General features: G+C 63.0%; 21 protein-coding genes. 15 read left to right on the forward strand and 6 right to left on the reverse strand.

The annotated features are described in order from the left end of the window. Positions 1-176: 176 nt before the first annotated feature. From ACLH0I_RS05275 to ACLH0I_RS05315, 9 genes are all read left to right on the forward strand, one after another. Complete coding sequence (locus ACLH0I_RS05275; RefSeq protein WP_207963268.1) at positions 177-1436, forward strand: ATP-binding protein; 1260 nt, start codon at positions 177-179, stop codon at positions 1434-1436. Next, complete coding sequence (locus tag ACLH0I_RS05280) at positions 1433-1993, forward strand: response regulator transcription factor (protein WP_003177957.1); 561 nt, start codon at positions 1433-1435, stop codon at positions 1991-1993. Before ACLH0I_RS05275 ends, ACLH0I_RS05280 begins: the two co-directional genes overlap by 4 nt. A 92-nt stretch (positions 1994-2085) precedes the next feature. Continuing rightward, positions 2086-3813, forward strand: coding sequence for an ABC transporter ATP-binding protein/permease (locus tag ACLH0I_RS05285; protein WP_411386491.1), 1728 nt, complete (start codon positions 2086-2088; stop codon positions 3811-3813). A gap of 145 nt (positions 3814-3958) precedes the next feature. Then, positions 3959-4705, forward strand: a complete 747-nt coding sequence (locus tag ACLH0I_RS05290; protein WP_250964315.1) for a FadR/GntR family transcriptional regulator — start codon at positions 3959-3961, stop codon at positions 4703-4705. A gap of 528 nt (positions 4706-5233) precedes the next feature. Next, the gene (kdgD, locus tag ACLH0I_RS05295) at positions 5234-6145 is read left to right on the forward strand and encodes a 5-dehydro-4-deoxyglucarate dehydratase (RefSeq protein WP_411386492.1); all 912 of its coding nucleotides are present in this window, start codon (positions 5234-5236) and stop codon (positions 6143-6145) included. 129 nt (positions 6146-6274) lie between these two features. Further along, on the forward strand, positions 6275-7720 hold the full coding sequence (locus ACLH0I_RS05300) for an aldehyde dehydrogenase family protein (RefSeq protein WP_250964317.1): 1446 nt from the start codon (positions 6275-6277) through the stop codon (positions 7718-7720). A 166-nt stretch (positions 7721-7886) separates the two neighbouring features. Next, on the forward strand, positions 7887-9251 hold the full coding sequence (locus ACLH0I_RS05305) for an MFS transporter (protein ID WP_411386493.1): 1365 nt from the start codon (positions 7887-7889) through the stop codon (positions 9249-9251). Positions 9252-9263: 12 nt separating this feature from the next. Continuing rightward, positions 9264-10817, forward strand: coding sequence for a galactarate dehydratase (gene garD / locus ACLH0I_RS05310; RefSeq protein ID WP_411386494.1), 1554 nt, complete (start codon positions 9264-9266; stop codon positions 10815-10817). Between the two features lie 313 nt (positions 10818-11130). Then, entirely contained in the window at positions 11131-12072 is a 942-nt protein-coding gene (locus ACLH0I_RS05315; RefSeq protein WP_186710660.1) for an AEC family transporter, read from the forward strand. Between the two features lie 132 nt (positions 12073-12204). Here the strand turns inward: ACLH0I_RS05315 and ACLH0I_RS05320 are convergent, their stop codons facing one another. The 6 genes from ACLH0I_RS05320 to gatC all read right to left on the reverse strand — a co-directional run bounded on the left by ACLH0I_RS05320 (position 12205) and on the right by gatC (position 17467). Beyond that, positions 12205-12585: a carboxymuconolactone decarboxylase family protein gene (locus ACLH0I_RS05320; protein WP_003177973.1), complete on the reverse strand. Its 381-nt coding sequence runs from the start codon at positions 12583-12585 to the stop codon at positions 12205-12207. Continuing rightward, positions 12582-13643: a calcium/sodium antiporter gene (locus ACLH0I_RS05325; protein ID WP_411387463.1), complete on the reverse strand. Its 1062-nt coding sequence runs from the start codon at positions 13641-13643 to the stop codon at positions 12582-12584. The genes ACLH0I_RS05320 and ACLH0I_RS05325 overlap by 4 nt, the downstream gene beginning before the upstream one ends. A gap of 49 nt (positions 13644-13692) precedes the next feature. Next, complete coding sequence (locus ACLH0I_RS05330; protein ID WP_122568889.1) at positions 13693-14070, reverse strand: septal ring lytic transglycosylase RlpA family protein; 378 nt, start codon at positions 14068-14070, stop codon at positions 13693-13695. 185 nt (positions 14071-14255) lie between these two features. Next, complete coding sequence (gatB, locus tag ACLH0I_RS05335) at positions 14256-15701, reverse strand: Asp-tRNA(Asn)/Glu-tRNA(Gln) amidotransferase subunit GatB (protein ID WP_250965719.1); 1446 nt, start codon at positions 15699-15701, stop codon at positions 14256-14258. 10 nt (positions 15702-15711) lie between these two features. After that, positions 15712-17163, reverse strand: a complete 1452-nt coding sequence (gene gatA, locus ACLH0I_RS05340; RefSeq protein WP_411386495.1) for an Asp-tRNA(Asn)/Glu-tRNA(Gln) amidotransferase subunit GatA — start codon at positions 17161-17163, stop codon at positions 15712-15714. Between the two features lie 16 nt (positions 17164-17179). Next, the gene (gene gatC / locus ACLH0I_RS05345) at positions 17180-17467 is read right to left on the reverse strand and encodes an Asp-tRNA(Asn)/Glu-tRNA(Gln) amidotransferase subunit GatC (RefSeq protein ID WP_039592252.1); all 288 of its coding nucleotides are present in this window, start codon (positions 17465-17467) and stop codon (positions 17180-17182) included. Between the two features lie 214 nt (positions 17468-17681). On the opposite strand from gatC, the gene mreB reads away from it, so the two are divergent. The 6 genes from mreB (at position 17682) to ACLH0I_RS05375 (ending at position 26656) form a co-directional block, all read left to right on the forward strand. Then, positions 17682-18719, forward strand: a complete 1038-nt coding sequence (gene mreB / locus ACLH0I_RS05350) for a rod shape-determining protein MreB (protein ID WP_002555108.1) — start codon at positions 17682-17684, stop codon at positions 18717-18719. Positions 18720-18890: 171 nt separating this feature from the next. Further along, positions 18891-19994, forward strand: coding sequence for a rod shape-determining protein MreC (mreC, locus tag ACLH0I_RS05355; protein ID WP_250965721.1), 1104 nt, complete (start codon positions 18891-18893; stop codon positions 19992-19994). Then, positions 19991-20479 carry a rod shape-determining protein MreD gene (mreD, locus tag ACLH0I_RS05360; protein ID WP_003197820.1) on the forward strand — a complete coding sequence of 163 codons (489 nt, stop codon included), beginning with the start codon at positions 19991-19993 and terminating at the stop codon, positions 20477-20479. Before mreC ends, mreD begins: the two co-directional genes overlap by 4 nt. A gap of 202 nt (positions 20480-20681) precedes the next feature. Beyond that, entirely contained in the window at positions 20682-21278 is a 597-nt protein-coding gene (locus ACLH0I_RS05365) for a Maf family protein (protein ID WP_250965722.1), read from the forward strand. Between the two features lie 56 nt (positions 21279-21334). Further along, positions 21335-22792 carry a ribonuclease G gene (rng, locus tag ACLH0I_RS05370; RefSeq protein WP_053118461.1) on the forward strand — a complete coding sequence of 486 codons (1458 nt, stop codon included), beginning with the start codon at positions 21335-21337 and terminating at the stop codon, positions 22790-22792. Positions 22793-22852: 60 nt separating this feature from the next. Next, complete coding sequence (locus tag ACLH0I_RS05375) at positions 22853-26656, forward strand: YhdP family protein (protein ID WP_411386496.1); 3804 nt, start codon at positions 22853-22855, stop codon at positions 26654-26656. The last annotated feature ends 19 nt before the right edge of the window (positions 26657-26675 follow it).

Here is a 26675-nt window from a genome sequence, read left to right on the forward strand (position 1 = left end):
TGCGTAGCAGTCGTAGTCTTTTGGGCCTGCTGCGCAGTCCAGCGGGAGCAAGCTCCCTCGCCACAGGGGGTATAGGTAGCTTTAGGGCTGTGGCGCTTTGCCGCATATCTGCCGCTGCACGCCGCGCCTTGGTTATACTCCGTGCGATTCGCCTGGAGCGCTCATCAGGAGAGCTCATGCTCGCCCCTTTGCAAATGACTTCCGCCTCTCGCCAGAACCTCTGGCGCCTGACATTCATCCGCATCCTGGTCCTGGCGGCCCAGGCCGGTTCCGTGGGGCTCGCCTATTGGTTCGACCTGCTGCCGCTGCCCTGGCTGCAACTGGCGATCACCCTGGTCTGTTCCAGCGTGCTGTGCGCGCTGACGGCGATTCGCCTGCGCGCCTCATGGCCGGTGACCGAGTTGGAATATGCCGTACAGCTGGCCTGCGATCTGTTTATCCACAGTGCGCTGCTGTATTTCTCCGGCGGCTCCACCAATCCTTTTGTCTCCTATTACCTGGTGCCGCTGACCATCGCCGCGGTGACATTGCCGTGGCGGTATTCGCTGATCCTTTCCGGCATCGCCCTGGCGCTGTACACCTTGCTGCTGGCGCGTTTCTATCCACTGGAAACCTTCCCCATCGCCCGGGAAAACCTGCAGATCTACGGCATGTGGCTGAGTTTCGCCCTGGCCGCGGCGGTCATCACGTTTTTTGCCGCGCGCATGGCCGAGGAGCTGCGTCGCCAGGAGGAGCTGCGGGCGATCCGCCGCGAAGAAGGCCTGCGGGACGAGCAACTGTTGGCCGTTGCGACCCAGGCCGCCGGTGCCGCCCATGAGTTGGGCACGCCGCTGGCGACCATGAGTGTGCTGCTCAAGGAAATGCGCCAGGATCATAAAGACCCGGCGTTGCAGGAAGACCTCAGCGTGCTGCAGGACCAGGTCAAGCTCTGCAAGGAAACCCTGCAATACCTGGTGCGCGCCGCCGAGGCCAACCGCCGGCTGGACATCGACATGCAGGCGGTCACCTTCTGGCTCGACGATGCCCTGAATCGCTGGCATTTGATGCGTCCGGAGGCCAGCTACCGCTTCCAGTGCCTGGGCAAGGGCACTGTGCCGCGGATGGCGCCGCCGCCGGATTTGACCCAGGCCTTGCTGAACCTGTTGAACAATGCCGCCGACGCCTGCCCCGAAGGCTTGGAAGTGGTATTGGATTGGGATGCCTATGAATTGACGATCTGTATCCGCGACCACGGCGCCGGTGTGCCGCTGGCGATTGCCGAGCAGATCGGCAAACCGTTTTTCACGACCAAGGGCAAGGGTTTCGGCCTGGGCCTGTTCTTGAGCAAAGCCAGCGTGACACGCGCTGGCGGCTCGGTGAAACTCTACCCCCATGAGGAAGGCGGCACGCTCACCGAGCTGCGCCTGCCCCATGCCGACCGAGGAGACGAAACATGAGCGACGAGATCCAAGTCGACGGCGAAGAACTGCCGCACCTGCTGCTGGTGGATGACGACGCCACCTTCACCCGCGTCATGGCCCGGGCCATGTCCCGCCGCGGTTTTCGCGTGAGCACTGCAGGTTCTGCCGAGGAGGGCCTGACCATCGCCCAGGCTGACCTGCCGGACTATGCCGCCCTCGACCTGAAGATGGACGGCGATTCGGGCCTGGTACTGCTGCCCAAACTGCTGGAGCTGGACCCGGAGATGCGCGTGGTGATCCTCACCGGTTATTCGAGCATCGCCACCGCGGTCGAGGCCATCAAGCGCGGCGCTTGCAACTACCTGTGCAAACCAGCGGATGCCGATGACGTGCTGGCGGCGCTGTTGTCCGAACACGCCGACCTCGACACCCTGGTGCCGGAAAACCCCATGTCGGTGGATCGCCTGCAATGGGAACACATCCAGCGCGTGCTGACCGAGCACGAAGGCAATATCTCCGCCACCGCCCGCGCCTTGGGCATGCATCGGCGGACCTTGCAGCGCAAATTGCAAAAGCGTCCTGTGCGTCGCTGAACCTGCGCTGAACAAATGCTGTCCACCCTCGCGACACATCGGGCCGTTGCTTTATGATCGGCCCGAGTTTTCCCTTTATCGAGCCTTAAACCATGAATCAGAACGCTGAATATTCCGCGGTCAATGACGCGGTGCGCGGCCAGTTTTTCCGCCGTGTCTGGCAAATGACCACGCCGTACTGGCGCAGTGAGGAGAGGGGCAAGGCCTGGACGCTGTTGATCGCTGTCATCGCGCTGTCGTTGTTCAGCGTGGCAATCTCGGTGTGGGTCAACAGTTGGTACAGGGACTTCTATAACGCCCTCCAAGAGAAGGACACTGCGGCATTCTGGCGGTTGATCCTGTATTTCTGCGGCATTGCGGCGGTGGCGATCCTCGGCGCGGTGTACCGTTTGTATCTCACGCAGATGCTCACCATTCGCTGGCGGGCCTGGCTCACCGAGCAGCATTTTGCCCGCTGGCTCAACAACAAGAATTACTACCGGCTGGAGCAGGGCGGCTATACCGATAACCCCGACCAGCGGATTTCCGAAGACCTCAACAGTTTCACCTCCAACACACTGGAACTGGGCCTGGGGCTGCTTCGCACGGTCGTCAGCCTAGTGTCGTTCTCGATTATCTTGTGGGGCGTGTCAGGCAGCATCGAAGTGTTCGGCTACACCATCCCTGGCTATATGTTCTGGTGCGCGTTGGTATATGCGGCGGTGGGCAGTTGGCTGACGCACTTGATCGGCCGTCGCCTGATCGGCCTGAATAACAACCAGCAGCGTTTCGAAGCCGACCTGCGTTTTTCCATGGTGCGGGTGCGCGAGAACGCCGAGAGCATCGCGCTGTATGGCGGCGAGCCCAACGAGAATCGTCGCCTGAGCGGTCGTTTCGGCCTGGTCTGGCACAACTTCTGGGACATCATGCGGGTGTCCAAGCGCCTGACGTTCTTCACGTCCGGCTACGGCCAGATCGCGATCATCTTCCCGTTCATCGTCGCCGCGCCGCGTTATTTCGCGGGCAAGATCCAGCTGGGCGAGCTTATGCAGATCAACTCCGCGTTCGGTAACGTGCAGGAGAACTTCAGTTGGTTCATCACCGCCTACGCCAACCTCGCCGCGTGGCGCGCCACCTGTGACCGTCTGCTGAGTTTCCGCCAGGCGATGAGTGACAACGAAGACCGCGTGCCGGCCATCGATGTGCAGAACCAGGGCGACGCGTTGGCGGTCCGCAACCTCGGGTTGGACCTGGCTGACGGGCGTCATCTGCTCGACAACGCCGATATGAATGTGGAACCTGGCGAGCGGGTCATGCTCAGCGGTCGTTCCGGCAGCGGCAAATCCACCCTGTTGCGCGCGATGGGGCATTTGTGGCCTGCGGGGCACGGGACGATCCGGCTTCCGGCGGCGCGCTATTTGTTCCTGCCGCAAAAACCCTACCTGCCGATTGGCAGCCTGCGGGAAGTATTGAGTTATCCACAGGCCGGCGATGTCTACCCCAACGAACGTTATGCACAGGTGCTGGAAACCTGCCGCCTGCCGCACCTGATCCCGCGCCTGGACGAAAGCAACCACTGGCAGCGCATGCTCTCGCCTGGCGAGCAACAACGCCTGGCCTTTGCCCGCGCATTGCTTTATGCACCGCTTTGGTTGTACATGGACGAAGCGACCTCGGCGATGGATGAAGAAGACGAGGCGACGCTGTATCAGGCGCTTATCGACCAGCTGCCGGGCCTGAGCATTGTCAGCGTTGGTCACCGAAGCAGTTTGAAACGGTTCCATCCGCGACATGTGCGTATCGAAAATGGCCAACTGGTGGAGCGCACCGTAACCGCATAAACACCACAAAACCTGTGGGAGCGGGCTTGCTCGCGAAGCAGCCGACTCGGTGCCAGCACCCGACTCGCCACTGCACCCCCGGTGATCGTACAACCACGTTGCGCTATGATGTTGTCATTCAGCCGCTTGCCGAGACACAGACACAATGGAAAACCCGATCGACGTACCCCGCCTTCCCCGCAAGCGCCGCAGCCTGGCGCAGGAGCTGGTGACGGTGCTGACCGAGCAGATTCGCGACGGTCTGCTCAAGCGCGGTGATAAATTGCCCACCGAGTCGGCGATCATGGAAGCCCATGGCGTCAGCCGCACCGTGGTGCGCGAGGCGATTTCCCGGTTGCAGGCGGCCGGCCAGGTGGAAACTCGCCATGGCATCGGCACCTTCGTGCTGGACACGCCCAGCCCGAGCGGTTTCCGCATCGACCCGGCCACCGTGGTTACCTTGCGGGACGTGTTGGCGATCTTGGAATTGCGCATCAGCCTGGAAGTGGAATCCGCCGGGCTCGCGGCGCAGCGTCGCAGCGACGAGCAACTGGCGACGATGCGTGCCGCCCTCGACGCCTTGCAGGAAAGCGCCGCCCATGCCAGCGACGCGGTGGCCTCGGACTTCGCCTTCCACCTGGAAATCGCCCTGTCCACCGGCAACCGCTACTTCACCGACATCATGACCCACTTGGGCACCAGCATCATCCCGCGTACCCGGCTGAACTCGGCGCGCCTGGCCCACGACGACCACCAGCACTACATGGACCGCCTGAGCCGTGAGCACGAGGAAATCTACGAAGCCATCGCCCGCCAGGACTCCGACGCCGCCCGTGCGGCCATGCGCTTGCACCTGACCAACAGCCGGGAAAGGCTGCGCCAGGCCCATGAAGAGGCGCAGGCGCAGGGCTGAATCGCATACTGCTCTGGCGGCATGATTGCTTGTGTGGCGAGGGAGCTTGCTCCCGCTCGACTGCGAAGCAGTCGCCGCCTTGTTAAGAGCGATTGGTCGAAAGAGCTGAGGGGTCGCTTCGCCCGAGGCGTCGGACCAGCCCAGCGGGAGCAAGCTCCCTCGCCACAGGAAATCCCCTCGCCACAGCGGAGCGGTGTCCGGCTTTGTATCCGTGTGCCCGTCTGGACCTACGGCCGGGCCTCGCACGGCCATACGTGGGTTAGGGCCCCATGCCGTAACGGCGCCTACTGGCAGCGTTGACAGTGACGACGAGCGGTCCTGATGCTCGTCCGGCAAGTTTCATCCGTCTTCCAATCTCCTCCAAAGCCCCGGTTTGCAAGGCTGCAAGGCGATTTCCCCTGGGCCAGGCCCCGACAAAAGACGAAATGCAGTTGACGTTCACATTTTAAGTTGTACGATGACCTACAACTTCACATGAAGCTGAACCGTTTCCTACAACACAACATTTGCGTCCAGGGTGTTCGAATAATGAATCCACAAGAACTGAAGTCCATCCTCTCGTCTGGCCTGCTGTCGTTCCCGGTCACCGATTTCACTGCCAATGGCGATTTCAATCGCGACAGCTACATCAAGCGCCTTGAGTGGCTGGCCCCGTACGGCGCCTCTGCACTGTTCGCAGCGGGCGGCACCGGTGAATTCTTCTCCCTGGCCGCCAGCGAGTATTCCCAAGTCATCAAGACGGCTGTCGATACCTGCGCCACCAGCGTGCCAATCCTCGCCGGCGTCGGCGGTGCCACCCGCCAGGCCATCGAGTACGCTCAAGAAGCCGAGCGCCTGGGTGCCAAGGGCCTGTTGCTGCTGCCGCACTACCTGACCGAAGCCAGCCAGGACGGCGTTGCCGCCCACGTTGAAGCCGTGTGCAAATCGGTAAAAATCGGCGTGGTGGTGTACAACCGCAACGTTTGCCGCCTGAACGCCGCTCAGCTGGAGCAACTGGCCGAGCGCTGCCCGAACCTGATCGGCTACAAGGATGGCCTGGGCGATATCGAACTGATGGTGTCGATCCGTCGTCGCCTCGGCGATCGTTTCAGCTACCTGGGCGGCCTGCCGACCGCTGAAGTCTACGCTGCGGCCTACAAGGCCCTGGGCGTGCCGGTCTACTCCTCGGCGGTGTTCAACTTCATCCCGAAAACCGCGATGGACTTCTACCACGCCATTGCCCGCGAAGATCACGCCACTGTCGGCAAGATCATCGACGACTTCTTCCTGCCTTACCTGGACATCCGCAACCGCAAGGCTGGTTACGCGGTGAGCATCGTCAAGGCCGGTGCGAAGATCGTTGGCTATGACGCGGGCCCTGTGCGCACGCCGCTGACCGACCTGCTGCCAGAAGAATACGAAGCCCTGGCCGCGCTGATCGACAAGCAAGGCAAGCAGTAACAGACCCGACAAGGCCGCTGAGCAATCAGCGGCTTTTTGCGTAAGGCTTGATCGTTTCCGCGCATCGCGTGGAAATGCAGCCAGGGACGCACTGCGTTCCTAGACAGCTTTTGTGAGAGGAGAAGCTCCGTGGCAGATGCAAAGCGTTTCGATAACTACATCAACGGTGAGTGGGTGGCCGGTGCTGACTATTGCACCAACATCAACCCGTCTGACTTGTCCGATGTCATCGGTGAATACGCCAAGGCTGACGCAGCGCAAGTCAACGCCGCCATCGAAGCCGCCCGCGCCGCGTTCCCGGCCTGGTCGACCTCGGGCATCCAGGCCCGCCATGATGCGCTGGACAAAGTCGGCACCGAGATCCTCGCCCGTCGGGAAGAACTCGGCCAACTGCTGGCCCGGGAAGAGGGCAAGACCCTGCCCGAGGCCATCGGTGAAGTGACCCGCGCCGGCAACATTTTCAAATTTTTCGCCGGTGAATGCCTGCGCCTGTCCGGCGACTACGTGCCGTCGGTGCGCCCGGGCGTCAACGTCGAAGTGACCCGCGAAGCCCTCGGCGTGGTTGGCCTGATCACCCCGTGGAACTTCCCGATCGCCATTCCTGCATGGAAAATCGCCCCGGCCCTGGCCTACGGCAACTGCGTGGTGATCAAGCCCGCCGAATTGGTACCGGGCTGCGCCTGGGCCCTGGCCGAGATCATTTCCCGTGCCGGTTTCCCGGCCGGTGCGTTCAACCTGGTGATGGGCAGCGGCCGCGTGGTCGGTGACATCCTGGTCAACAGCCCGAAAGTCGACGGCATCAGCTTCACCGGTTCCGTGGGCGTAGGCCGCCAGATCGCTGTCAACTGCGTGGCGCGCCAGGCCAAGGTGCAGTTGGAAATGGGCGGCAAGAACCCGCAAATCATCCTCGACGACGCCGACCTCAAGCAGGCCGTCGAACTGGCGGTGCAGAGCGCGTTCTACTCCACCGGCCAGCGTTGCACGGCCTCCAGTCGCCTGATCGTCACCGCCGGCATCCACGACAAGTTCGTCGAGGCCATGGCCGAGCGCATGCAGTCGATCAAGGTCGGTCATGCGCTGAAAGCTGGCACCGACATTGGCCCGGTGGTTTCCGAAGCCCAGCTCAGCCAGGATTTGAAGTACATCGACATCGGCCAGAGCGAAGGTGCGCGGCTAGTCAGCGGTGGCGGCCTGGTGACGTGCGACACCGAAGGTTATTTCCTGGCGCCGACTCTGTTCGCCGACAGCGAAGCCTCGATGCGCATCAGCCGCGAAGAGATCTTCGGCCCGGTGGCCAACGTCGTGCGCGTGGCCGACTACGAGGCGGCGCTGGCGATGGCCAACGACACCGAGTTCGGTCTGTCGGCTGGTATTGCTACCACCTCGCTGAAGTACGCCAACCACTTCAAGCGCCATTCCCAGGCGGGCATGGTGATGGTCAACCTGCCAACCGCCGGCGTGGATTACCACGTGCCATTCGGCGGGCGCAAAGGTTCGTCCTATGGTTCGCGTGAGCAAGGTCGCTACGCGCAAGAGTTCTACACCGTGGTGAAGACCGCTTATATCGGCTCCTGATACACCGCAACACACCTGTAGGAGCTGCCGAAGGCTGCGATCTTTTGACTTTCGCTTGGAGCTCAAGTGTCTGGGGCAAGATCGCAGCCTCGTTGCACTCGACAGCTCCTACAGGGCTTAACACAACATTTACCCGCATAAAAATAAATAGTGGGAGTACTGTTACATGCAAGAGACCAAGCCGACCCGCGTCCGCTATTTGATCCTGCTCATGCTGTTTTTGGTGACGACGATCAACTATGCCGACCGCGCCACCATCGCAATTGCTGGCTCCAGCCTGCAAAAAGACCTCGGCATCGATGCCGTCACCCTCGGTTATATCTTCTCCGCTTTCGGCTGGGCCTACGTGGCCGGGCAGATTCCCGGCGGCTGGCTGCTCGACCGTTTCGGCTCGAAAAAAATCTATGCCTTGAGCATTTTCACCTGGTCGCTGTTCACCGTGCTGCAGGGCTATGTCGGTGAATTCGGCGTGTCCACGGCCGTGGTTGCGCTGTTCATGCTGCGCTTTTTGGTGGGGTTGGCCGAAGCGCCTTCGTTCCCGGGCAACGCCCGGATCGTCGCCGCCTGGTTCCCTACCGCAGAACGCGGCACCGCCTCGGCGATCTTCAACTCGGCGCAGTATTTCGCCACCGTGTTGTTCGCACCGCTGATGGGCTGGATCGTCTACCGCTTCGGCTGGCAGCACGTGTTCATCGTGATGGGCGTGATCGGCATCGTGTTCTCGTTGATCTGGTTGAAAGTGATCTACAGTCCGCGTCAGCACCCGATGATCAACGAGGCCGAGTTCAATCACATCGCTGCCAACGGCGCGATGGTCGACATGGACCAGGACAAGGGCAAGGATAAAAAAACCGACGGTCCGAAGTGGGATTACATCCGCCAACTGCTGACCAACCGCATGATGCTCGGCGTATACCTGGGCCAGTACTGCATCAACGGCATCACCTACTTCTTCCTGACTTGGTTCCCGGTGTACCTGGTGCAGGAACGCGGCATGACCATCCTCAAGGCCGGTTTCATCGCCTCCTTGCCGGCCATCTGCGGGTTTATCGGTGGCGTCCTCGGCGGGGTGATTTCCGACTACCTGCTGCGCAAAGGCCACTCGCTGACCTTCGCCCGCAAGGCGCCGATCATCGCCGGCCTGCTGGTGTCGAGCAGCATCGTGGCGTGCAACTACGTCGACATCGAATGGATGGTGGTGGGCTTCATGGCCCTGGCGTTCTTCGGTAAAGGCGTCGGCGCACTGGGCTGGGCGGTGGTGTCCGACACCTCGCCAAAACAGATCGCCGGCTTGAGCGGCGGCCTGTTCAACACCTTCGGCAACCTGGCGTCGATCACTACGCCAATCGTCATCGGCTACATCATCAGTTCCACCGGTTCGTTCAAATGGGCGCTGGTGTTCGTCGGTTGCAACGCGCTGATGGCGGTGTTCAGCTACCTGGTCATCGTGGGCCCGATCAAGCGTGTGGTGCTCAAGGAACCCACGGCCAAGGATGCCGATATCTCCAGCCTGTCTGAAGCCAAATCCTGAGGAATGGCGTCCATGAATCTGATTGAACATGCCGATTCGCCCCGTTACATCCGCTTGCACGAGCGGGACAACGTGGTGATCGTCGTCAACGACCAGGGCGTACCGGCCGGGACCGAATTCCCGGACGGCCTGGTCACCGTCGACTTCGTGCCGCAGAGCCACAAGGTTACCCTGGTGGACATTCCCGAGGGCGGCGAGGTGATTCGCTACGGCCAGGTCATCGGCTACGCGCTGCAACCGATCCCTCGCGGCAGTTGGGTCAAGGAAGACCAGTTGCGCATGCCTACCGCGCCGCCACTGGACAGCTTGCCGTTGTCCACCGACGTGCCGGTGGCCGATGCGCCGCTGGAGGGCTACACCTTCGAGGGTTACCGCAACGCCGACGGCACCGTCGGCACGCGCAACATCCTCGGTATCACCACCACGGTGCAGTGCGTGACCGGTGTGCTGGACCATGCGGTCAAGCGCATCAAGGACGAACTGCTGCCCAAGTACCCGAACGTCGATGACGTGGTGGCGCTGACCCACAGCTATGGCTGTGGCGTGGCGATCACCGCCACCGATGCCTACATCCCGATTCGCACCGTGCGCAACCTGGCGCGCAACCCGAACCTGGGGGGCGAAGCGCTGGTGATCAGCCTGGGCTGCGAGAAATTGCAGGCCGGGCAGGTGATGCATGAAGGCGACAGTTCGGTGGACCTCAGCGAGCCGTGGCTGTATCGCTTGCAGGATTCCAGTCACGGTTTCACCGAGATGATCGAACAGATCATGGAACTGGCCGAGACGCGCCTGAAGAAACTCGACCAGCGCCGTCGCGAAACCGTACCCGCCTCGGAGCTGATCCTGGGCATGCAGTGCGGCGGCAGCGATGCGTTTTCCGGTATCACCGCCAACCCGGCCCTAGGCTATGCCTCGGACCTGTTGCTGCGGGCTGGCGCGACGGTGATGTTTTCCGAAGTCACCGAAGTACGCGATGCGATCTACCTGCTGACCTCCCGGGCGCAAACCGAGGAAGTCGCCCAGGAGCTGGTGCGGGAAATGGACTGGTACGACCGTTACCTGGCCAAGGGCGAAGCCGATCGCAGTGCCAACACCACACCGGGCAACAAGAAGGGCGGGCTGTCGAACATCGTCGAGAAGTCCCTGGGCTCGATCGTCAAGTCTGGCAGCAGCGCAATCAACGGCGTGCTTGGCCCGGGCGAGCGATTCAAGCAAAAGGGCCTGATTTTCTGCGCCACACCGGCCAGCGATTTTGTCTGCGGCACGTTGCAACTGGCGGCGGGGATGAACTTGCATGTATTCACCACCGGCCGGGGCACACCGTACGGCCTGGCGATGGCGCCAGTGGTAAAGGTCTCGACCCGTACCGAACTGGCCCAGCGCTGGCCGGACCTGATCGACATCGACGCCGGCCGCATCGCCACTGGACGGGCGACCATCGAGGAACTGGGTTGGGAGCTGTTTCACTACTACCTGGACGTGGCCAGCGGCAAGAAACAGACCTGGGCCGAGCGGCACAAGCTGTACAACGACATCACCTTGTTCAACCCGGCGCCGATTACCTGATCCGGCGCTGATCGCGAGCAAGCTCGCTCCCACAGGGATGTGGGGTGAGTGTGGGTTTTGCGATCGCAGGAGAACCAGTGTGGGAGCGAGCTTGCTCGCGATGGGGGCGGTACATTCAGCATTGATGCAAGCTGACCCGGCGCCTTCGCGAGCAAGCTCGCTCCCACAGGGGGATATGGGGTGAGTGTGGATTTGTGTTCGACGCAGGACAAATGTGGGAGCGAACTTGCTCGCGATAGCGCTCTAACAGACGCCAATGCCGTGAGTGGCTTATCATTAGCCACCTAACGACACCCTTCTCAAGGTCCTCGGCATGCTGGCAATTTTCCTCGAAACCCTGAACGTCACCGCGCCGGTGTTCGCCATGCTGTTTCTGGGGACGCTGCTCAAGCGCATCGACTGGATCAACGACAACTTCATCCACATCGCCTCGTCCCTGGTGTTCAACGTCACCATGCCGGCGCTGTTGTTCCTTGGCATCCTGCACGCCGACCTGCACGCGGCGTTGCAGCCTGACCTGCTGATTTATTTCTCCATCGCCACCCTGGTGAGCTTTGCAATGGCCTGGGGCTGGGCCATCTGGCGTTGCCCGCGCGAAGACCGCGGCATCTACACACAGGGCGCGTTTCGCGGCAACAACGGTGTGATCGGCCTGGCGCTGGCGGCGAGCATGTATGGCGACTACGGGATTTCCCTGGGGTCGATTCTCGCGGCGCTGGTGATCCTGTTCTACAACACCTTGTCGACCATCGTGCTGGCGGTCTACAGCCCGGTGATCAAGTCCGATCCGTGGAGCATCTGCAAAAGCGTGATCAGCAACCCGCTGATCATCAGCGTGATCGCCGCCGCGCCGTTCGCCTATTGGCAGATCGGCCTGCCGAACTGGTTCGAGACCTCGGCCAAATACCTGTCGCAAATGACCTTGCCCCTGGCGCTGATCTGCATCGGCGGCACGCTGTCCCTGGCGGCCCTGCGCAAGAGCGGCAAGATGGCCCTGAGTTCGAGCCTGGTGAAAATGGTCGGCCTGCCGCTGGTGACCACCCTCGGTGCGTGGCTCTGGGGTTTTCGCGGGGCGGAACTGGGGATCCTCTTCCTGTACTTCGGCAGCCCCACCGCGGCGGCCAGCTTCGTCATGGCCCGGGCGGCCGATGGCAACCATGAACTGGCGGCGGCGATCATCGTCATCACCACCTTGATGGCGGCGATTACCACCAACCTGGGGATCTTTGTGTTGCAGTGGGGTGGGTGGATCTAGCCTCGAATTTTGCGTTGTTCTTGAGGGCCAATCGCGAGCAAGCTCGCTCCCACAGGGGATCGCGGTACAACCACAAGCCACTGTGGGAGCGAGCTTGCTCCGGGCGGCGATCCGACGATAGCGATCTAACGATCACTCAGGTTTCTGGTAGCTATCGATCACTTCCTGCGCCGCCCGAAACGCATCGATCGCCGCCGGCACGCCCGCGTACACCGCGCAATGCAGCAACGCCTCGCGAATCTCTTCCACGGTGCAGCCATTGTTCAGCGCGCCGCGCACGTGGCCCTTGAGTTCCTGCGGGCACTTGAGGGCGGTGAGGGCGGCGAGGGTGATCAGGCTGCGGGTCTTCAGCGGCAGGCCTTCGCGGCTCCAGACACTGCCCCAGGCGTGCTCATTGACGAAGTCCTGCAATGGCTGGGTGAACTCGGTGGCATTGCCCAGGGCGCGGTCGACGAACGCATCGCCCATCACTTGGCGGCGCATGTCGAGGCCGGTCTTTGGAGTGTCGGTCATGGCAAATCCCTCTTGTGGTGTTGGCGGCGCCAGGCGCGCAGGGAGGTGAACAGCAAAAACGCGAGCAGGGCCGGCAGCACGTAGAACAGCATCAGTCGTTCCAGTTGGCCGGCCAGGGGCATGCCGGTGGTGAACGAGATCACGTGCAGCCCATAGGCCGTGTACAAGCCCAGGAACAGCAGGCCTTCGGCGCGAGTGACGCGGTAGCCGGAATAGAACACCGGCAGGCACAGCACCGCCACGCCGAGCATCACCGGCAGGTCGAAATCCAGGGCGTTCGGCGACACCGACAGTGGCGTGGGCGCGGTGAGGGCGGTCACACCGAGCACGCCCAGCAGGTTGAACAGGTTACTGCCGATCACGTTGCCCACCGCAATGTCCCGCTGGCCGCGCAGGGCGGCGATCAGCGAGGTGGCCAGCTCCGGCAGCGAGGTGCTGACGGCGACGATGGTCAGGCCGATGATGCGTTCCGAAAGCCCGAGGTCCGTCGCCACTTCCACCGCCGCGCCCAGCAACAGGTGGCCGGCGAAAATCAGCATGGTCAGGCCCGCCGCAATCATCAGCACACTCTTGACCCAGGACATGTGGGCCACGTCGCCGCCCACCGGGTGCGGTCGCGCCGAGTGCCGGGACTGGCGCAACAACAGCCCGAGGTACACCGCCAGGGCCAGCAGCAGCCAGGCGCCATCCAAGCGGGTCAGTTCCTCATTCAATGCCAGCACGAACACCAGCAGGCTGGCGCCGATCATCAACGGGATGTCCAGACGCACCAGTTGGCGCGAGACGCGCAACGGAATGATCAGCGCCGACAGCCCCAGCGTGACGAGGATGTTGAAGATGCTGCTGCCGATCACACTGCCCACGGCGATGTCGGCGTTTTGCGCCAGGGTCGCCTGCAGGCTGACGGCCATTTGTGGCGCGCTGCTGCCGAACGCGACGACGGTCAGGCCGATGATCAGCGGTCGTACCTGCAGGCGTGCCGCCAGGCCCACGGCGGCGCGCACCAACAGCTCGGCGCCGCCGATCAGCAACAGCAGGGCGCCGAACAACTCGATCAGGCTGAGCAGCGGTAGGGCGGTGAGTAGGGAAATGGCCGGGCTCCGTCTATCAGTCGTCGAGGGCTTGCACACGCACCCGGGCAGTGCCGCTGCGCAACATGCCCAGTTGCTCGGCGGCTTCGCGGGACACATCGATCAAACGGCCACGAGTATACGGGCCGCGGTCGTTGATGCGGACCACGACGCTGTCGTTGTTTTTCAGGTTGGTGACTTTCACCCGGGTGCCGAACGGCAACTGGCGATGGGCGGCGGTCAGGCCATGCTGGTTGAAACGCTCGCCGCTGGCGGTGCGCTTGCCATGGTGCCGGGCACCGTAATAAGAAGCGACGCCGGTCTGGTCGTAGCCGTGTGGATCGACCGTCCCGCTCTGGCTGGCGCAACCGGCCAGCAGGGACAGCAGGGCGCAGGCGCCGAGGAGACGCTTCATGTAGGGGCTTCCCACATCAGTGTGGTTGTGAAAGTTATTGTGGCGAGGGAGCTTGCTCCCGCTGGGTCGCGCAGCGGCCCCCAACAATCTGTTGCCAGACATAGGGGGCCGCTGCGCAGCCCAGCGGGAGCAAGCTCCCTCGCCACAGGGAATTGAGCCAGACCGCAAGACTGGCTCCATGGCCATCAGCCTTCGAGCTTGCTTTTGAGCAGTTCGTTGACCTGTTGCGGGTTGGCCTTGCCCTTGGAGGCTTTCATGGCCTGGCCGACGAAGAAGCCGAACATCTTGCCGCGCTTGGCTTCGTCTGCCGCGCGGTACTGTTCGACTTGCTCGGAGTTGGCCGCGAGCATTTCATCGAGCACGGCGGAAATCGCGCCGGTGTCGGTGACCTGCTTCAAGCCGCGCTTCTCGATGATCTCGTCGGCGCTGCCTTCACCATTGGCCATGGCTTCGAACACCATCTTGGCGATCTTGCCGGAAATGGTGTTGTCCTTGATCCGCACCAGCATGCCACCCAATTGCTCGGCGGAGACCGGCGACTCATCGATTTCCAGGCCCTGCTTGTTCAACAGGCTGCCCAACTCGACCATCACCCAGTTGGCCGCCAGCTTGGCGTCGCCACCGATGCTCACGACTTTCTCGAAGTAATCGGCCTGTTCGCGGCTGGTGGCCAGGACGTTGGCGTCATAGCTCGACAGCCCGAACTGCGCCTGGAAGCGCTCGCGCTTTTGCGGCGGCAGTTCCGGCAGCGTGGCGCGCACCTCGTCGAGGAACGAGTTCTCGATGACCACCGGCAGCAGGTCCGGGTCGGGGAAGTAACGGTAGTCGTTGGCTTCCTCCTTGCTGCGCATCGGACGGGTCTCGTCTTTGTTCGGATCGTACAGGCGGGTCTGCTGGATGACCTTGCCGCCGTCCTCGATCAGTTCGATCTGGCGCTGGATCTCGCTGTTGATTGCTTTCTCGATGAAGCGGAACGAGTTGACGTTCTTGATCTCGCAGCGGGTGCCGAATTCGGCCTGGCCTTTCGGACGGATCGACACGTTGCAGTCGCAGCGCAGCGAGCCTTCGGCCATGTTGCCATCGCAGATGCCCAAGTAGCGCACCAGGGCATGGATCGCCTTGACGTAGGCCACGGCTTCCTTGGCGCTGCGCATGTCCGGCTCGGAGACGATTTCCAGCAGCGGCGTGCCCGCACGGTTCAGGTCGATGCCGGTAGCACCGTTGAATTCTTCGTGCAGGCTCTTGCCGGCGTCTTCTTCCAGGTGCGCCCGGGTGATACCGACGCGCTTGACCGTGCCATCTTCCAGGGCGATGTCCAGGTGGCCCTTGCCGACGATCGGCAGCTCCATCTGGCTGATCTGGTAGCCCTTGGGCAGGTCCGGGTAGAAGTAGTTCTTGCGGGCGAACACGTTGTGCTGGCCGATCTCGGCGTCAATCGCCAGGCCGAACATCACTGCCATGCGCACCGCTTCGGCGTTGAGCACCGGCAGCACCCCGGGCATGCCCAGGTCCACCAGGCTGGCCTGGGTGTTGGGCTCGGAACCGAATGTGGTCGAGCTACCGGAAAAGATTTTCGACCGGGTGGTGAGCTGGGTATGAATCTCCAGCCCGATCACGACTTCCCATTGCATGTGTTTCTCCTCAGAAGCCGGTTGGGGTGCGGGTGTGCCAGTCAGTGTTCAACTGATACTGGTGGGCAACATTCAACAGGCGGCCTTCCTGGAAATACGGCGCGAGCAACTGCACGCCCACCGGCAGGCCATCGACGAAACCGGCCGGCATGGACAGGCCCGGCAAGCCGGCGAGGTTGGCGGTGATGGTGTAGACGTCTTCCAGGTACTCGGCGACCGGGTCGCTGTTCTTGGCGCCGAGCTTCCAGGCCGGGTTCGGCGTGGTCGGGCCGAGGATGATGTCGACCTCGTTGAAGGCCGCCATGAAGTCGTTTTTCACCAAGCGGCGGATTTTCTGCGCCTTGAGGTAATAGGCATCGTAGTAGCCGGCGGACAACGCGTAGGCGCCGACCATGATCCGGCGCTGCACTTCGGCACCGAAGCCTTCGCCACGGGAGCGCTTGTACAGGTCGATCAGGTTTTCCGGGTTCTCGCAGCGATGGCCGAAGCGCACGCCGTCGAAGCGCGACAGGTTCGAGGACGCTTCCGCCGGAGCGATCACGTAGTACGCCGGAATGGCGTGCTGCATGTTCGGCAGGCTGATTTCCTTGATGACCGCGCCGAGCTTCTCCAGCTCCTTGACGCTGTTGTGGACCAGCTCGGCGATGCGTGGGTCGAGGCCGGCGCTGAAGTATTCCTTTGGCACGCCGATGCGCAGGCCCTGCAGCGAGCCGTTGAGGCTGGCGCTGTAGTCCGGCACGGGCTCATCGATGCTGGTGGAATCGTTCGGGTCGAAGCCGGCCATGCCTTGCAGCAGGATCGCGCAATCTTCGGCGGTGCGCGCCAGTGGGCCGCCCTGGTCGAGGCTGGAGGCGTAGGCGATCATGCCCCAGCGCGAAACGCGACCGTAGGTCGGCTTCAGGCCGGTGAGGTTGGTGAATGCCGCCGGCTGGCGAATCGAGCCGCCGGTGTCGGTGGCGGTGGCGGCTGGCAACAGGCGCGCGGCCACGGCGGCTGCGGAACCGCCGGACGAGCCGCCCGGTACGTGCTCCAGGTTCCACGGGTTCTTCACCGCGCCGTAGTAGCTCGACTCGTTGGCCGAGCCCATGGCGAATTCGTCCATGTTGGTCTTGCCCAGGGTCACGGTGCCGGCGGCGGCCAGCCTGGCGACCACGGTGGCGTCGTACGGGGCCTTGAAATTGTCGAGCATCTTCGAGCCGCAGCTGGTGCGGATGCCTTGGGTGCAGAACAAGTCCTTGTGGGCAATCGGCGCACCGAGCAGGGCGCCGCTCTCACCGTTGGCGCGCCGGGCGTCGGCAGCCTTGGCCTGGCTCAGGGCCAGTTCTTCGGTGAGGCTGATGAAACTGTTGAGCTGCGGGTCGAGCTGGGCGATGCGCGCCAGCAGGACTTGGGTCAGCTCTTCAGAGGAAAACTTTTTATCGGCGAGTCCGCGGGCGATCTCGGCCAGGGTCATGTGATGCATGAGAGGCTCTTTCCCTTTAGTCGATGACTTTCGGAACCAGGTACAGGCCGTTTTCGACCGCTGGCGCGATGGACTGGTAGGCCTCGCGATTATTGGACTCGGTCACGACGTCGGCGCGCAGGCGCTGACTGGCTTCCAGTGGGTGGGCCAGCGGTTCTATGCCGTCGGTATCGACCGCCTGCATCTCGTCGACCAGCCCTAGAATGCTGTTCAGGGCAGAAGTGATGTGTGGAAGATCGGCTTCATTGAGGCCCAGACAGGCCAGATGAGCGATTTTTTCCACGTCGGAGCGTTCAAGCGCCATGGGATTCTCCAGTGGAAAACAAAACGGACGCAGTCTGTCCGTGTGTTAGATTGTCGGAACACTACCGCATTTCTACGGTCCTACGGCCGCGATCTCGGTGTTTGGTGCACAGAAAAGCGGCCAATTTAACATATTGGCGCCTTGCCCAAAATCCCTGTCGTTGTTAGAGTTTGCCGCACTTTTTTACCCACGCGTTGCCTAGGGTCCCTTTCCCATGTTCAAGAAACTGCGTGGCATGTTTTCCAGCGATCTTTCCATCGACCTGGGCACTGCCAACACCCTTATTTACGTGCGCGAGCGCGGTATCGTCCTGAATGAACCCTCGGTCGTGGCCATCCGCACCCACGGTAACCAGAAGAGTGTCGTGGCTGTCGGTACGGAAGCCAAGCGCATGCTGGGCCGTACACCGGGCAACATCGCAGCCATTCGCCCCATGAAGGACGGCGTGATCGCCGACTTCAGCGTCTGCGAAAAGATGCTGCAGTACTTCATCAACAAGGTTCACGAAAACAGTTTCCTGCAGCCCAGCCCTCGTGTGCTGATCTGCGTGCCATGCAAGTCCACCCAGGTCGAGCGTCGTGCCATCCGTGAATCGGCCCTCGGTGCCGGTGCCCGCGAAGTGTTCCTGATCGAAGAACCGATGGCCGCTGCCATCGGTGCCGGCCTGCCGGTGGAAGAAGCCCGCGGCTCGATGGTCGTCGACATCGGTGGTGGTACCACTGAAATCGCGCTGATCTCCCTCAACGGTGTGGTCTACGCCGAATCCGTACGTGTGGGCGGCGACCGTTTCGACGAAGCGATCATCACCTATGTGCGTCGCAACTACGGCAGCCTGATCGGCGAATCCACCGCCGAGCGCATCAAGCAGGAAATCGGCACGGCCTACCCGGGCGGTGAAGTGCGTGAGGTCGACGTACGCGGTCGCAACCTGGCCGAAGGCGTTCCACGGGCCTTCACCCTCAATTCCAACGAAGTGCTCGAAGCGCTGCAAGAGTCGCTGGCGACCATCGTCCAGGCCGTCAAGAGCGCCCTGGAGCAGTCGCCGCCGGAGCTGGCCTCGGACATCGCCGAGCGCGGCCTGGTGCTGACCGGTGGTGGTGCGCTGTTGCGTGACCTCGACAAGCTGCTGGCCCAGGAAACCGGCCTGCCGGTGATCGTTGCCGAAGACCCGTTGACCTGCGTTGCTCGCGGCGGTGGCCGAGCGCTGGAAATGATGGACAAGCACACCATGGACCTGCTCTCCAGCGAATAAGTCTGGCGCAGTGGTCTATGTTGTTTGCGCCCGGGCAGCACTTTGCAGTGCTGCCCGTTGGCGTTTATCTTCTGTCATTCGTATCCAGGCCGGTTTGATGCCGTATGAATAAAGAAAACATTTGCCTGGGAGGAGCGGCCTATTAAACCGCTTTTCGCCAAAGGCCCCTCATTGGGCGTGCGCCTGCTGGTACTGACCGTGCTATCGGTCGCGCTGATGGTGGTCGATGCCCGCTTCACGCTGCTCAAGCCTGTACGCAGCCAGATGTCGCTGGTGTTGATGGAATCCTATTGGATCACCGACCTGCCGCAGCGCTTGTGGCAAGGTGTCGCCAGCCAGTTTGGCAGCCGGACCGAACTGGTCGCCGAAAACGAAAAACTCAAGACCGAAAACCTGCTGTTGCAGGGGCGCATGCAGAAGCTGGCGGCCCTCACCGAGCAGAACGTGCGGCTGCGCGAGTTGCTCAACTCGTCCGCGCTGGTCAACGAAAAGGTCGAAGTGGCCGAGTTGATCGGCATGGACCCCAATCCGTTCACCCACCGCATCCTGATCAATAAAGGCGAGCGCGACGGCGTGGTCCTCGGCCAGCCGGTGCTCGATGCCCGGGGCCTGATGGGCCAGGTGGTGGAGTTGATGCCCTACACCTCGCGGGTGCTGCTGCTGACCGACACTACCCACAGCATCCCAGTACAGGTCAACCGCAACGGCCTGCGGGCGATTGCCAGTGGTACCGGCAACCCGGAACGCCTGGAACTGCGGCACGTAGCCGACACCGCCGACATCAAGGAAGGCGACCTGCTGGTCAGCTCCGGCCTCGGCCAGCGTTTCCCGGCCGGGTACCCGGTGGCGACGGTCAAGGAAGTCATCCATGACTCCGGCCAGCCGTTCGCGATCGTCCGCGCGGTGCCGACGGCAGCATTGAATCGCAGCCGCTATCTGCTGCTGGTCTTCAGCGACAACCGTACGCCCGAAGAGCGCGCCAACGACGCCGCCGTGGCCCAGGAAGCCCAGGACCGGCAGGGCGGCGAGTCGGTTACGCCGGCTGCGCCCGTGCCTGCACCCGCTGCGCCGGCCACGGTGCCCAAGCCTCAAGCGGCAACACCCGCTACGAGCGCACCGGCCACCACTCCGTCGACCGCACCCGCCACGCCTGCCGCGGCACCCGCCAGGCCGGCCACCCACGCACCGGCGTCCCAGCCTGCCAGGCCTGCGGCTCGACCACCGGCCTCGACACCCGCCGCTTCACCGGCGACCAGGGGAGCACGAGAAGAATGAGCAGTACCCAATCCGGTAACGGCTGGATGGTCTGGCTGACCTTCGCCATCGGCCTGTTGCTCAGCGTTTCGCCGCTGCCGCAATTCATGGAAATCCTGCGTCCCCTGTGGCTGGCCTTGTTGCTGGCCTTCTGGGCGCTGGCCTTGCCCCACAAGGTCGGCATGGTCACCGCCTGGTGCCTGGGCCTGGCCGAGGACGTGCTCTACGGCACGTTGCTGGGGCAGAACGCATTGATCCTGACGCTGATCACGTTCCTGGTGCTGTCGCTGCAACAACGCCTGCGGATGTTCCCCATGTGGCAGCAATGCCTGGTGATTCTGGTGATTTTCGGTCTGGCACAACTGGTGCAGCTGTGGCTCAGCGCACTGACCGGCAATCGTCAGCCGACCTTGGCGCTGGTCTTGCCAGCCCTGGTCAGCGCCTTGCTCTGGCCATGGGTCAGCTTCGGTTTGCGTGGCCTGCGCCTGCGTTTCAAAATCAACTGATTCGCGCAGGATATCGACACTTTTTTTGATGACTTACATCCCTGTGGCGAGGGGATTTATCCCCGCTGGGCTGCGTAGCAGCCCCAAGCCAGGCAACTAGGTGTGCCAGGAAGATTGAGTTCACTGCTTTAGGACTGCTGCGCAGCCCAACGGGGATAAATCCCCTCGCCACAAAAGCCGGTCGCGTTAGGGAGATGTCTTGATGAAGCCGCTTTACCTCGCCTCAGGCTCGCCGCGTCGGCGTGAGCTGCTCACGCAGATTGGCGTGCCCTTTACCGCCATCGGTGCGGACATCGACGAAACTCCCCTGGACCACGAAACCCCATCGGCCTATGTCGAGCGCCTGGCGCGCGGCAAGGCCGAGGCTGGGCTACGTGCGCTGCAACCCGGTGTGGACGGCTGCGTGCTCGGTGCGGACACCGCCGTGGTGCTGGAGGGGCGGATTCTCGGCAAGCCCATGGACCAGGCCGACGCCTTGTCCATGCTGCTGGGCCTGTCCGGTCGCGAGCATGAGGTGCTGACTGCCATTGCCGTGCTGGACGGCTCGCGCTGCGAGTCCCGGGTGGTGCGCAGCCGGGTGCGTTTCCGACCCATCACCGAACAGCAAGCGCTGGCCTATTGGGCCAGCGGCGAACCCCGGGACAAGGCGGGCAGCTATGGTATCCAAGGGCTGGGCGCGGTGTTCGTCGCCGGGCTGGAAGGCAGTTATTCGGCCGTGGTCGGCCTGCCGCTGTGCGAAACCGCAGAACTGCTGGGCCATTTCGGCATACCCTGTTGGCAAACCTTGAGCGTGCGCTGAGCGCCGTCCGACTTGATGCGGCCATTATCGTGAACATGCCTGAACGAGACCCTGCCATGAGTGAAGAGATCCTGATCAACATCACGCCGATGGAATCGCGCGTGGCGGTGGTTGAAAACGGCGTGTTGCAAGAGGTTCACGTCGAGCGCACGCAAAAGCGTGGCATCGTCGGCAACATCTACAAGGGCAAGGTCGTGCGGGTGCTGCCGGGCATGCAGGCGGCCTTCGTCGACATCGGCCTGGACCGCGCGGCATTTATCCACGCCTCGGAAATCTCCATGCGCGAAGGGCCGGCCGTGGAGAGCATCAGCGCGCTGGTGCATGAAGGCCAGAGCCTGGTGGTGCAGGTCACCAAGGATCCCATTGGCTCCAAGGGCGCGCGCCTGACCACGCAACTGTCGATCCCGTCGCGCTACCTGGTGTACATGCCGCGTACTGCCCATGTGGGCATTTCCCTGAAGATCGAAGACGAAGCCGAGCGCGAGCGCCTCAAGCAGGTGGTCAGCGACTGCGTGGAAAAAGAGGGCATCAAGGAAACCGGTGGCTTCATCCTGCGCACCGCCGCCGAAGGGGCCGGGGCCGATGAGATCCTCATGGACATTCGCTACCTGCGAAGGCTCTGGGACCAGATCGCCGCGCAGATCAAGACCATCGCCACCCCCAGCGTGATCTACGAAGACCTGGGCCTGGCGCTGCGGACCTTGCGTGACCTGGTCAGCCCCAAGATCGAGAAGATCCGCATCGATTCCCGGGAAACCTTCCAGAAAACCACCCAGTTCGTCGCCGAACTGATGCCGGAGATCGCCGACCGTCTCGAGCATTACCCTGGCGAGCGGCCGATTTTCGATCTGTACGGCGTCGAGGACGAAATCCAGAAGGCCCTGGAGCGCAAGGTGCCGCTCAAGTCCGGCGGGTACCTGGTGGTCGATCCGGCCGAAGCCATGAGCACCATCGACGTCAACACCGGGGCGTTCGTCGGCCACCGCAACCTGGAAGAAACCATCTTCAAGACCAACCTGGAAGCCGCCACGGCCATCGCCCGGCAACTGCGCCTGCGCAACCTGGGGGGGATCATCATCATCGACTTCATCGACATGGAAGATGAAGAGCATCAGCGCCAGGTACTGCGGACCCTGGAAAAACAACTCGAACGCGATCACGCCAAGACCAACATCATCGGCATCACCGAGCTGGGCCTGGTGCAGATGACCCGCAAGCGTACCCGCGAAAGCCTCGAGCAGGTGCTGTGCGAGCCGTGCAGCAGTTGCCAGGGGCGCGGCAAGCTGAAGACCCCGGAAACCGTGTGTTACGAAATCTTCAGGGAAATCCTCCGGGAGGCGCGCGCCTACCAGGCGACCGGTTATAGAGTGTTGGCGAACCAGAAAGTGGTGGACCGTCTGCTCGATGAGGAGTCAGGCAATGTCGCGGAGCTGGAAGCGTTTATCGGACGCACGATTCGCTTCCAGGTCGAAACCATGTACTCCCAGGAACAATACGACGTGGTGTTGCTCTGAAGAGCTTGGGAAGCGGCGGGCCCGCGGATTTGATTGTCTTTGCCAGGGGAGCCCACTGACATGGAGCGTCTGACACGCTTGATCGCGACGCTGACTCGTTGGGGCTTGGGGCTTTGCGCGCTGCTGCTGGTGCTGCTGGCGTTGTACGTCAGCCTCGGTCGCGAGCTGGTCCCGCTGGTGGCCGAATACCGCGCCGAGGTCGAGACCCGCGCCGGCGCGGCCCTGGGCATGCCCGTGCACATCGGCAGTCTCGACGGCAGTTGGGACGCCCTGGCGCCGATCGTGGCGGCGCGCGACGTGGTGGTTGGCGAGGGCCCCAACGCCTTGCACCTGGATCAGGTGCGGGCCGTGCCCGACCTGTGGGACAGCTTGTTGGCGCGGCAGGTGCGCATCGCCCACCTGGAAGTCAGCGGCCTGAAGATCAGCCTCAAGGAAGGCGCCGACGGCAAGTGGGCCCTGGAAGGCCTGCCGGTGAAGGACGATCAGCCCCTCGATCCGCAGCAATTGCTCGAACGCATGCAAATGGTTTCAAGGCTCTCGGTGCTCGATAGCCAGGTGACCTTGCAACCCGTCGAGCAACCCCCGCTGACCCTGACCTACGTCGGCTTGAGCCTGCGCACCGGCGCCACCCGCCAGCGCCTGGACGCACGCCTGACCCTGCCCGACGGCCAGCCGGTGGCGATCAACCTGCGCACTCGCCTGCGCGCCAGCGACTGGAAGAATGGCCAGGCCGACGCCTACTTGAGCCTGCCGCAAAGCGACTGGTCCAAATGGCTGCCGAAGCGCCTGACCCAGCAATGGAATTTTTCCCGGATCCAGGCCGGCGGCGAATTCTGGCTCAGTTGGGGCGAGGGCACGGTGCAAAGCGCGGCCATGCGCCTGAACGCGCCGCAGCTCGACGGCGCCTATGGCGAGCGCAAGCCGGTGCAGGTCCACAACCTGGCCCTCAACGCGTACTTCCAGCGCGGCAGCCAAGGGTTCACCGCGACCTTCGACTCCCTGGCGATGAACCTGGGCGAAACCCGCTGGGAATCGCACCTGCAACTGCAACAAAGCGCTGCCACCGAGCAGGCCGAGGAGCGTTGGCACCTGCAGGCCGATCGCCTGGACCTGACTCCGCTCACGCCGTTGCTCAACGCCCTGGCGCCTTTGCCCGAAGGCCTGGCCACGACGATTGACCGGCTCAAGGTGACCGGCGCCCTGCGCAACGTGCTGTTGGACTATCGGCCGCAGAACACCGGCGACCAGAAAATCAGCTTCGCCACCAACCTGGACACTGTCGGTTTCAATGCCTATCGCGGCGCCCCGGCGGCGCGCAACGTCTCCGGGAGCCTGAGCGGCGACCTGGGCGGCGGCGAGCTGCGCATGGACAGCAAGGACTTTTCCCTGCACCTGGACCCGATCTTCGCCAAGCCCTGGCAGTACCTGCAAGCCAACGCCCGGCTGACCTGGAAGCTCGACAAGCAAGGCTTCACCCTGATCGCGCCGTACCTGAAAGTGCTGGGCGAGGAGGGCCGGATTGCCGGCGATTTCCTGATCCGCCTGCATTTCGACCATAGCCAGGAGGACTACATGGACCTGCGGGTCGGCCTGGTGGACGGCGATGGGCGCTACACCGCCAAGTACCTGCCGGCGGTGCTCAGCCCGGCGCTGGATGAGTGGTTGCGCACGGCCATCGTCAAGGGCGCGGTGGACGAGGGTTTTTTCCAGTACCAAGGCTCGTTGAACAAAGGTGCCGGGGACGCGGACCGCAGCATCAGTCTGTTTTTCAAGGTGCATGACGCCGAGCTGGCGTTCCAGCCGGGCTGGCCTTCGGTGAGCAAGGTCAGCGGCGATGTCTTCGTCGAAGACAGCGGCGTGCGCATCTTCGCCAGCCAGGGGCAATTGCTCGATACCCAGGTCAAGGATATTTCGGTGAACATTCCCCACGTACCGACCGGGCAGAGTTCCCATCTGCTGCTGGACGGCGGGTTCGCCGGCGGGCTGGGCGACGGCCTGAAAATTCTCCAGACCGCGCCCATCGGCACGGCCGAGACGTTCGCCGGCTGGGAAGGCGAGGGCGACCTGAACGGCAGCGTGAAGCTCGATATCCCGCTGGTCAAAGGCGAGCAGCCGAAGATCCAGGTGGATTTCGCCACCGACAAGGCCCGGCTCAAACTCAGCGAACCGGCGTTGGAGCTGACCCAGCTCAAGGGTGATTTCCGCTTCGACAGCCACAAGGGCCTGAGCGGCAAGGGCATCAGTGCCCGGGCATTCGACCGGCCCGTGACCGCGCAGATTTTCGCCGAGGGCCGTGCTGGTGCGCTCAATACGCGGGTCACCGCGTCTGGGCAAGTGGAGGTCAAGAAACTCACCAGTTGGCTGAATGTCACCCAACCGCTGCCGGTCTCCGGCGTCGTGCCCTACCAGTTACAAGTGATCCTCGACGGCGCCGACAGCCAGTTGTCGGTCAGTTCCAGCCTCAAGGGCGTGGCCGTCGACCTGCCGGCCCCCTTCGGCATGGCCGCCGACGTCGGGCGCGACACGGTGTTTCGCATGACCCTGCAAGGGCCGGAGCGGCGTTATTGGGCCGACTATGGCGACCTCGCCAGCTTCACGTACGCCGCGCCAGGCGGGAAAGTCGCTGACGGTCGCGGCGAATTGTTGCTGGGCGCCGGCGATGCGGTGTTGCCGGGCGCCAAGGGGCTGCGGCTGCGTGGCACGTTGTCGGAACTGGACGTCAGCCCCTGGCAGGACCTGGTGAACAAGTACGCTGGCCACGATCCAGGCGGCAGTGCCAAGCAACTGCTCAGCAGTGTCGACCTGACCGTCGGCAAACTCACGGCCATGGGCACCACCCTCGACCAAGCCTCGGTGCAACTGGACCGCAAGCCGGACGCCTGGGCCTTGCAGCTCGCCAGCCAGCAGGCCAAGGGCAACGTCAACCTGCCGGACGCCAAGGCCGCACCGATTGGTATCAAGCTTGATTACGTTCGCCTGCCGGCCACAGACCCGACGGTCCAGGCGGATGAAAATGCGCCGGACCCGCTGGCGTCGGTCGATCCCGGCAAGATCCCGGCCATGGATATCGCCATCGACCAACTGTTCCAGGGCCCCGATCTGATCGGCGCGTGGTCGTTGAAAGTGCGACCGACCGCCAAGGGCATCGCGCTGAACAACCTGGACATGGGCCTCAAGGGCATGGTGTTGAACGGCAGTGGTGGCTGGGAAGGCGCGCCCGGTTCCACCAGCAGTTGGTACAAGGGCCGGATCAGCGGCAAGAACCTGGGCGATGTGCTCAAGGGCTGGGGGTTTGCGCCAAGCGTGACCAGCCAGGCGTTCCGCCTGGATGTCGATGGCCGTTGGCCAGGCTCGCCAGCCTGGGTCGCCACCAAGCGCTTTTCCGGCAGCCTCGACGCATCGTTGAGCAAGGGCCAGTTCGTCGAAGTCGAAGGCAGCGCCCGGGCGTTGCGGGTGTTTGGCCTGCTGAACTTCAACTCCATCGGCCGACGCTTGCGCCTGGACTTCTCCGACCTGTTCGGCAAGGGCTTGAGCTACGACCGGGTCAAGGGGCTGCTGGTGGCGAGCGACGGGGTGTACGTGACCCGAGAGCCCATTACCCTGACCGGGCCGTCGAGCAACCTGGAACTCAACGGCACGCTGGACATGGTGGCCGACCGGGTCGACGCCAAGCTGTTGGTCACGCTTCCGGTGACCAACAACCTGCCGATTGCCGCGCTGATCGTTGGCGCGCCGGCGGTGGGTGGGGCGCTGTTTCTGATCGACAAGCTGATCGGTGACCGCGTGGCGCGCTTTGCCAGCGTAAGATACGACGTCAAGGGGCCGTGGAAAGAGCCGAAGATCACCTTCGACAAGCCGTTCTGACAGACGATGAGATAACCCC

It is taken from the genome of Pseudomonas sp. MPB03 (assembly GCF_046605385.1).
GTDB classification, from domain to species: Bacteria; Pseudomonadota; Gammaproteobacteria; order Pseudomonadales; family Pseudomonadaceae; genus Aquipseudomonas; species Aquipseudomonas zanjanensis.

Excerpts from the sequence above, each read along its gene's own strand:
- kdgD (WP_411386492.1), top strand. The coding sequence starts at position 5,234 with ATGAATCCACAAGAACTGAAGTCCATCCTCTCGTCTGGCCTGCTGTCG.
- mreD (WP_003197820.1), top strand. The coding sequence starts at position 19,991 with ATGAGCAGTACCCAATCCGGTAACGGCTGGATGGTCTGGCTGACCTTC.
- ACLH0I_RS05365 (WP_250965722.1), top strand. The coding sequence starts at position 20,682 with ATGAAGCCGCTTTACCTCGCCTCAGGCTCGCCGCGTCGGCGTGAGCTG.
- garD (WP_411386494.1), top strand. The coding sequence starts at position 9,264 with ATGAATCTGATTGAACATGCCGATTCGCCCCGTTACATCCGCTTGCAC.
- gatA (WP_411386495.1), bottom strand. The coding sequence starts at position 17,163 with ATGCATCACATGACCCTGGCCGAGATCGCCCGCGGACTCGCCGATAAA.
- ACLH0I_RS05280 (WP_003177957.1), top strand. The coding sequence starts at position 1,433 with ATGAGCGACGAGATCCAAGTCGACGGCGAAGAACTGCCGCACCTGCTG.
- rng (WP_053118461.1), top strand. The coding sequence starts at position 21,335 with ATGAGTGAAGAGATCCTGATCAACATCACGCCGATGGAATCGCGCGTG.
- ACLH0I_RS05315 (WP_186710660.1), top strand. The coding sequence starts at position 11,131 with ATGCTGGCAATTTTCCTCGAAACCCTGAACGTCACCGCGCCGGTGTTC.
- ACLH0I_RS05320 (WP_003177973.1), bottom strand. The coding sequence starts at position 12,585 with ATGACCGACACTCCAAAGACCGGCCTCGACATGCGCCGCCAAGTGATG.
- mreB (WP_002555108.1), top strand. The coding sequence starts at position 17,682 with ATGTTCAAGAAACTGCGTGGCATGTTTTCCAGCGATCTTTCCATCGAC.
- ACLH0I_RS05285 (WP_411386491.1), top strand. The coding sequence starts at position 2,086 with ATGAATCAGAACGCTGAATATTCCGCGGTCAATGACGCGGTGCGCGGC.
- ACLH0I_RS05275 (WP_207963268.1), top strand. The coding sequence starts at position 177 with ATGCTCGCCCCTTTGCAAATGACTTCCGCCTCTCGCCAGAACCTCTGG.
- ACLH0I_RS05290 (WP_250964315.1), top strand. The coding sequence starts at position 3,959 with ATGGAAAACCCGATCGACGTACCCCGCCTTCCCCGCAAGCGCCGCAGC.
- ACLH0I_RS05305 (WP_411386493.1), top strand. The coding sequence starts at position 7,887 with ATGCAAGAGACCAAGCCGACCCGCGTCCGCTATTTGATCCTGCTCATG.
- ACLH0I_RS05375 (WP_411386496.1), top strand. The coding sequence starts at position 22,853 with ATGGAGCGTCTGACACGCTTGATCGCGACGCTGACTCGTTGGGGCTTG.
- ACLH0I_RS05330 (WP_122568889.1), bottom strand. The coding sequence starts at position 14,070 with ATGAAGCGTCTCCTCGGCGCCTGCGCCCTGCTGTCCCTGCTGGCCGGT.
- gatC (WP_039592252.1), bottom strand. The coding sequence starts at position 17,467 with ATGGCGCTTGAACGCTCCGACGTGGAAAAAATCGCTCATCTGGCCTGT.
- gatB (WP_250965719.1), bottom strand. The coding sequence starts at position 15,701 with ATGCAATGGGAAGTCGTGATCGGGCTGGAGATTCATACCCAGCTCACC.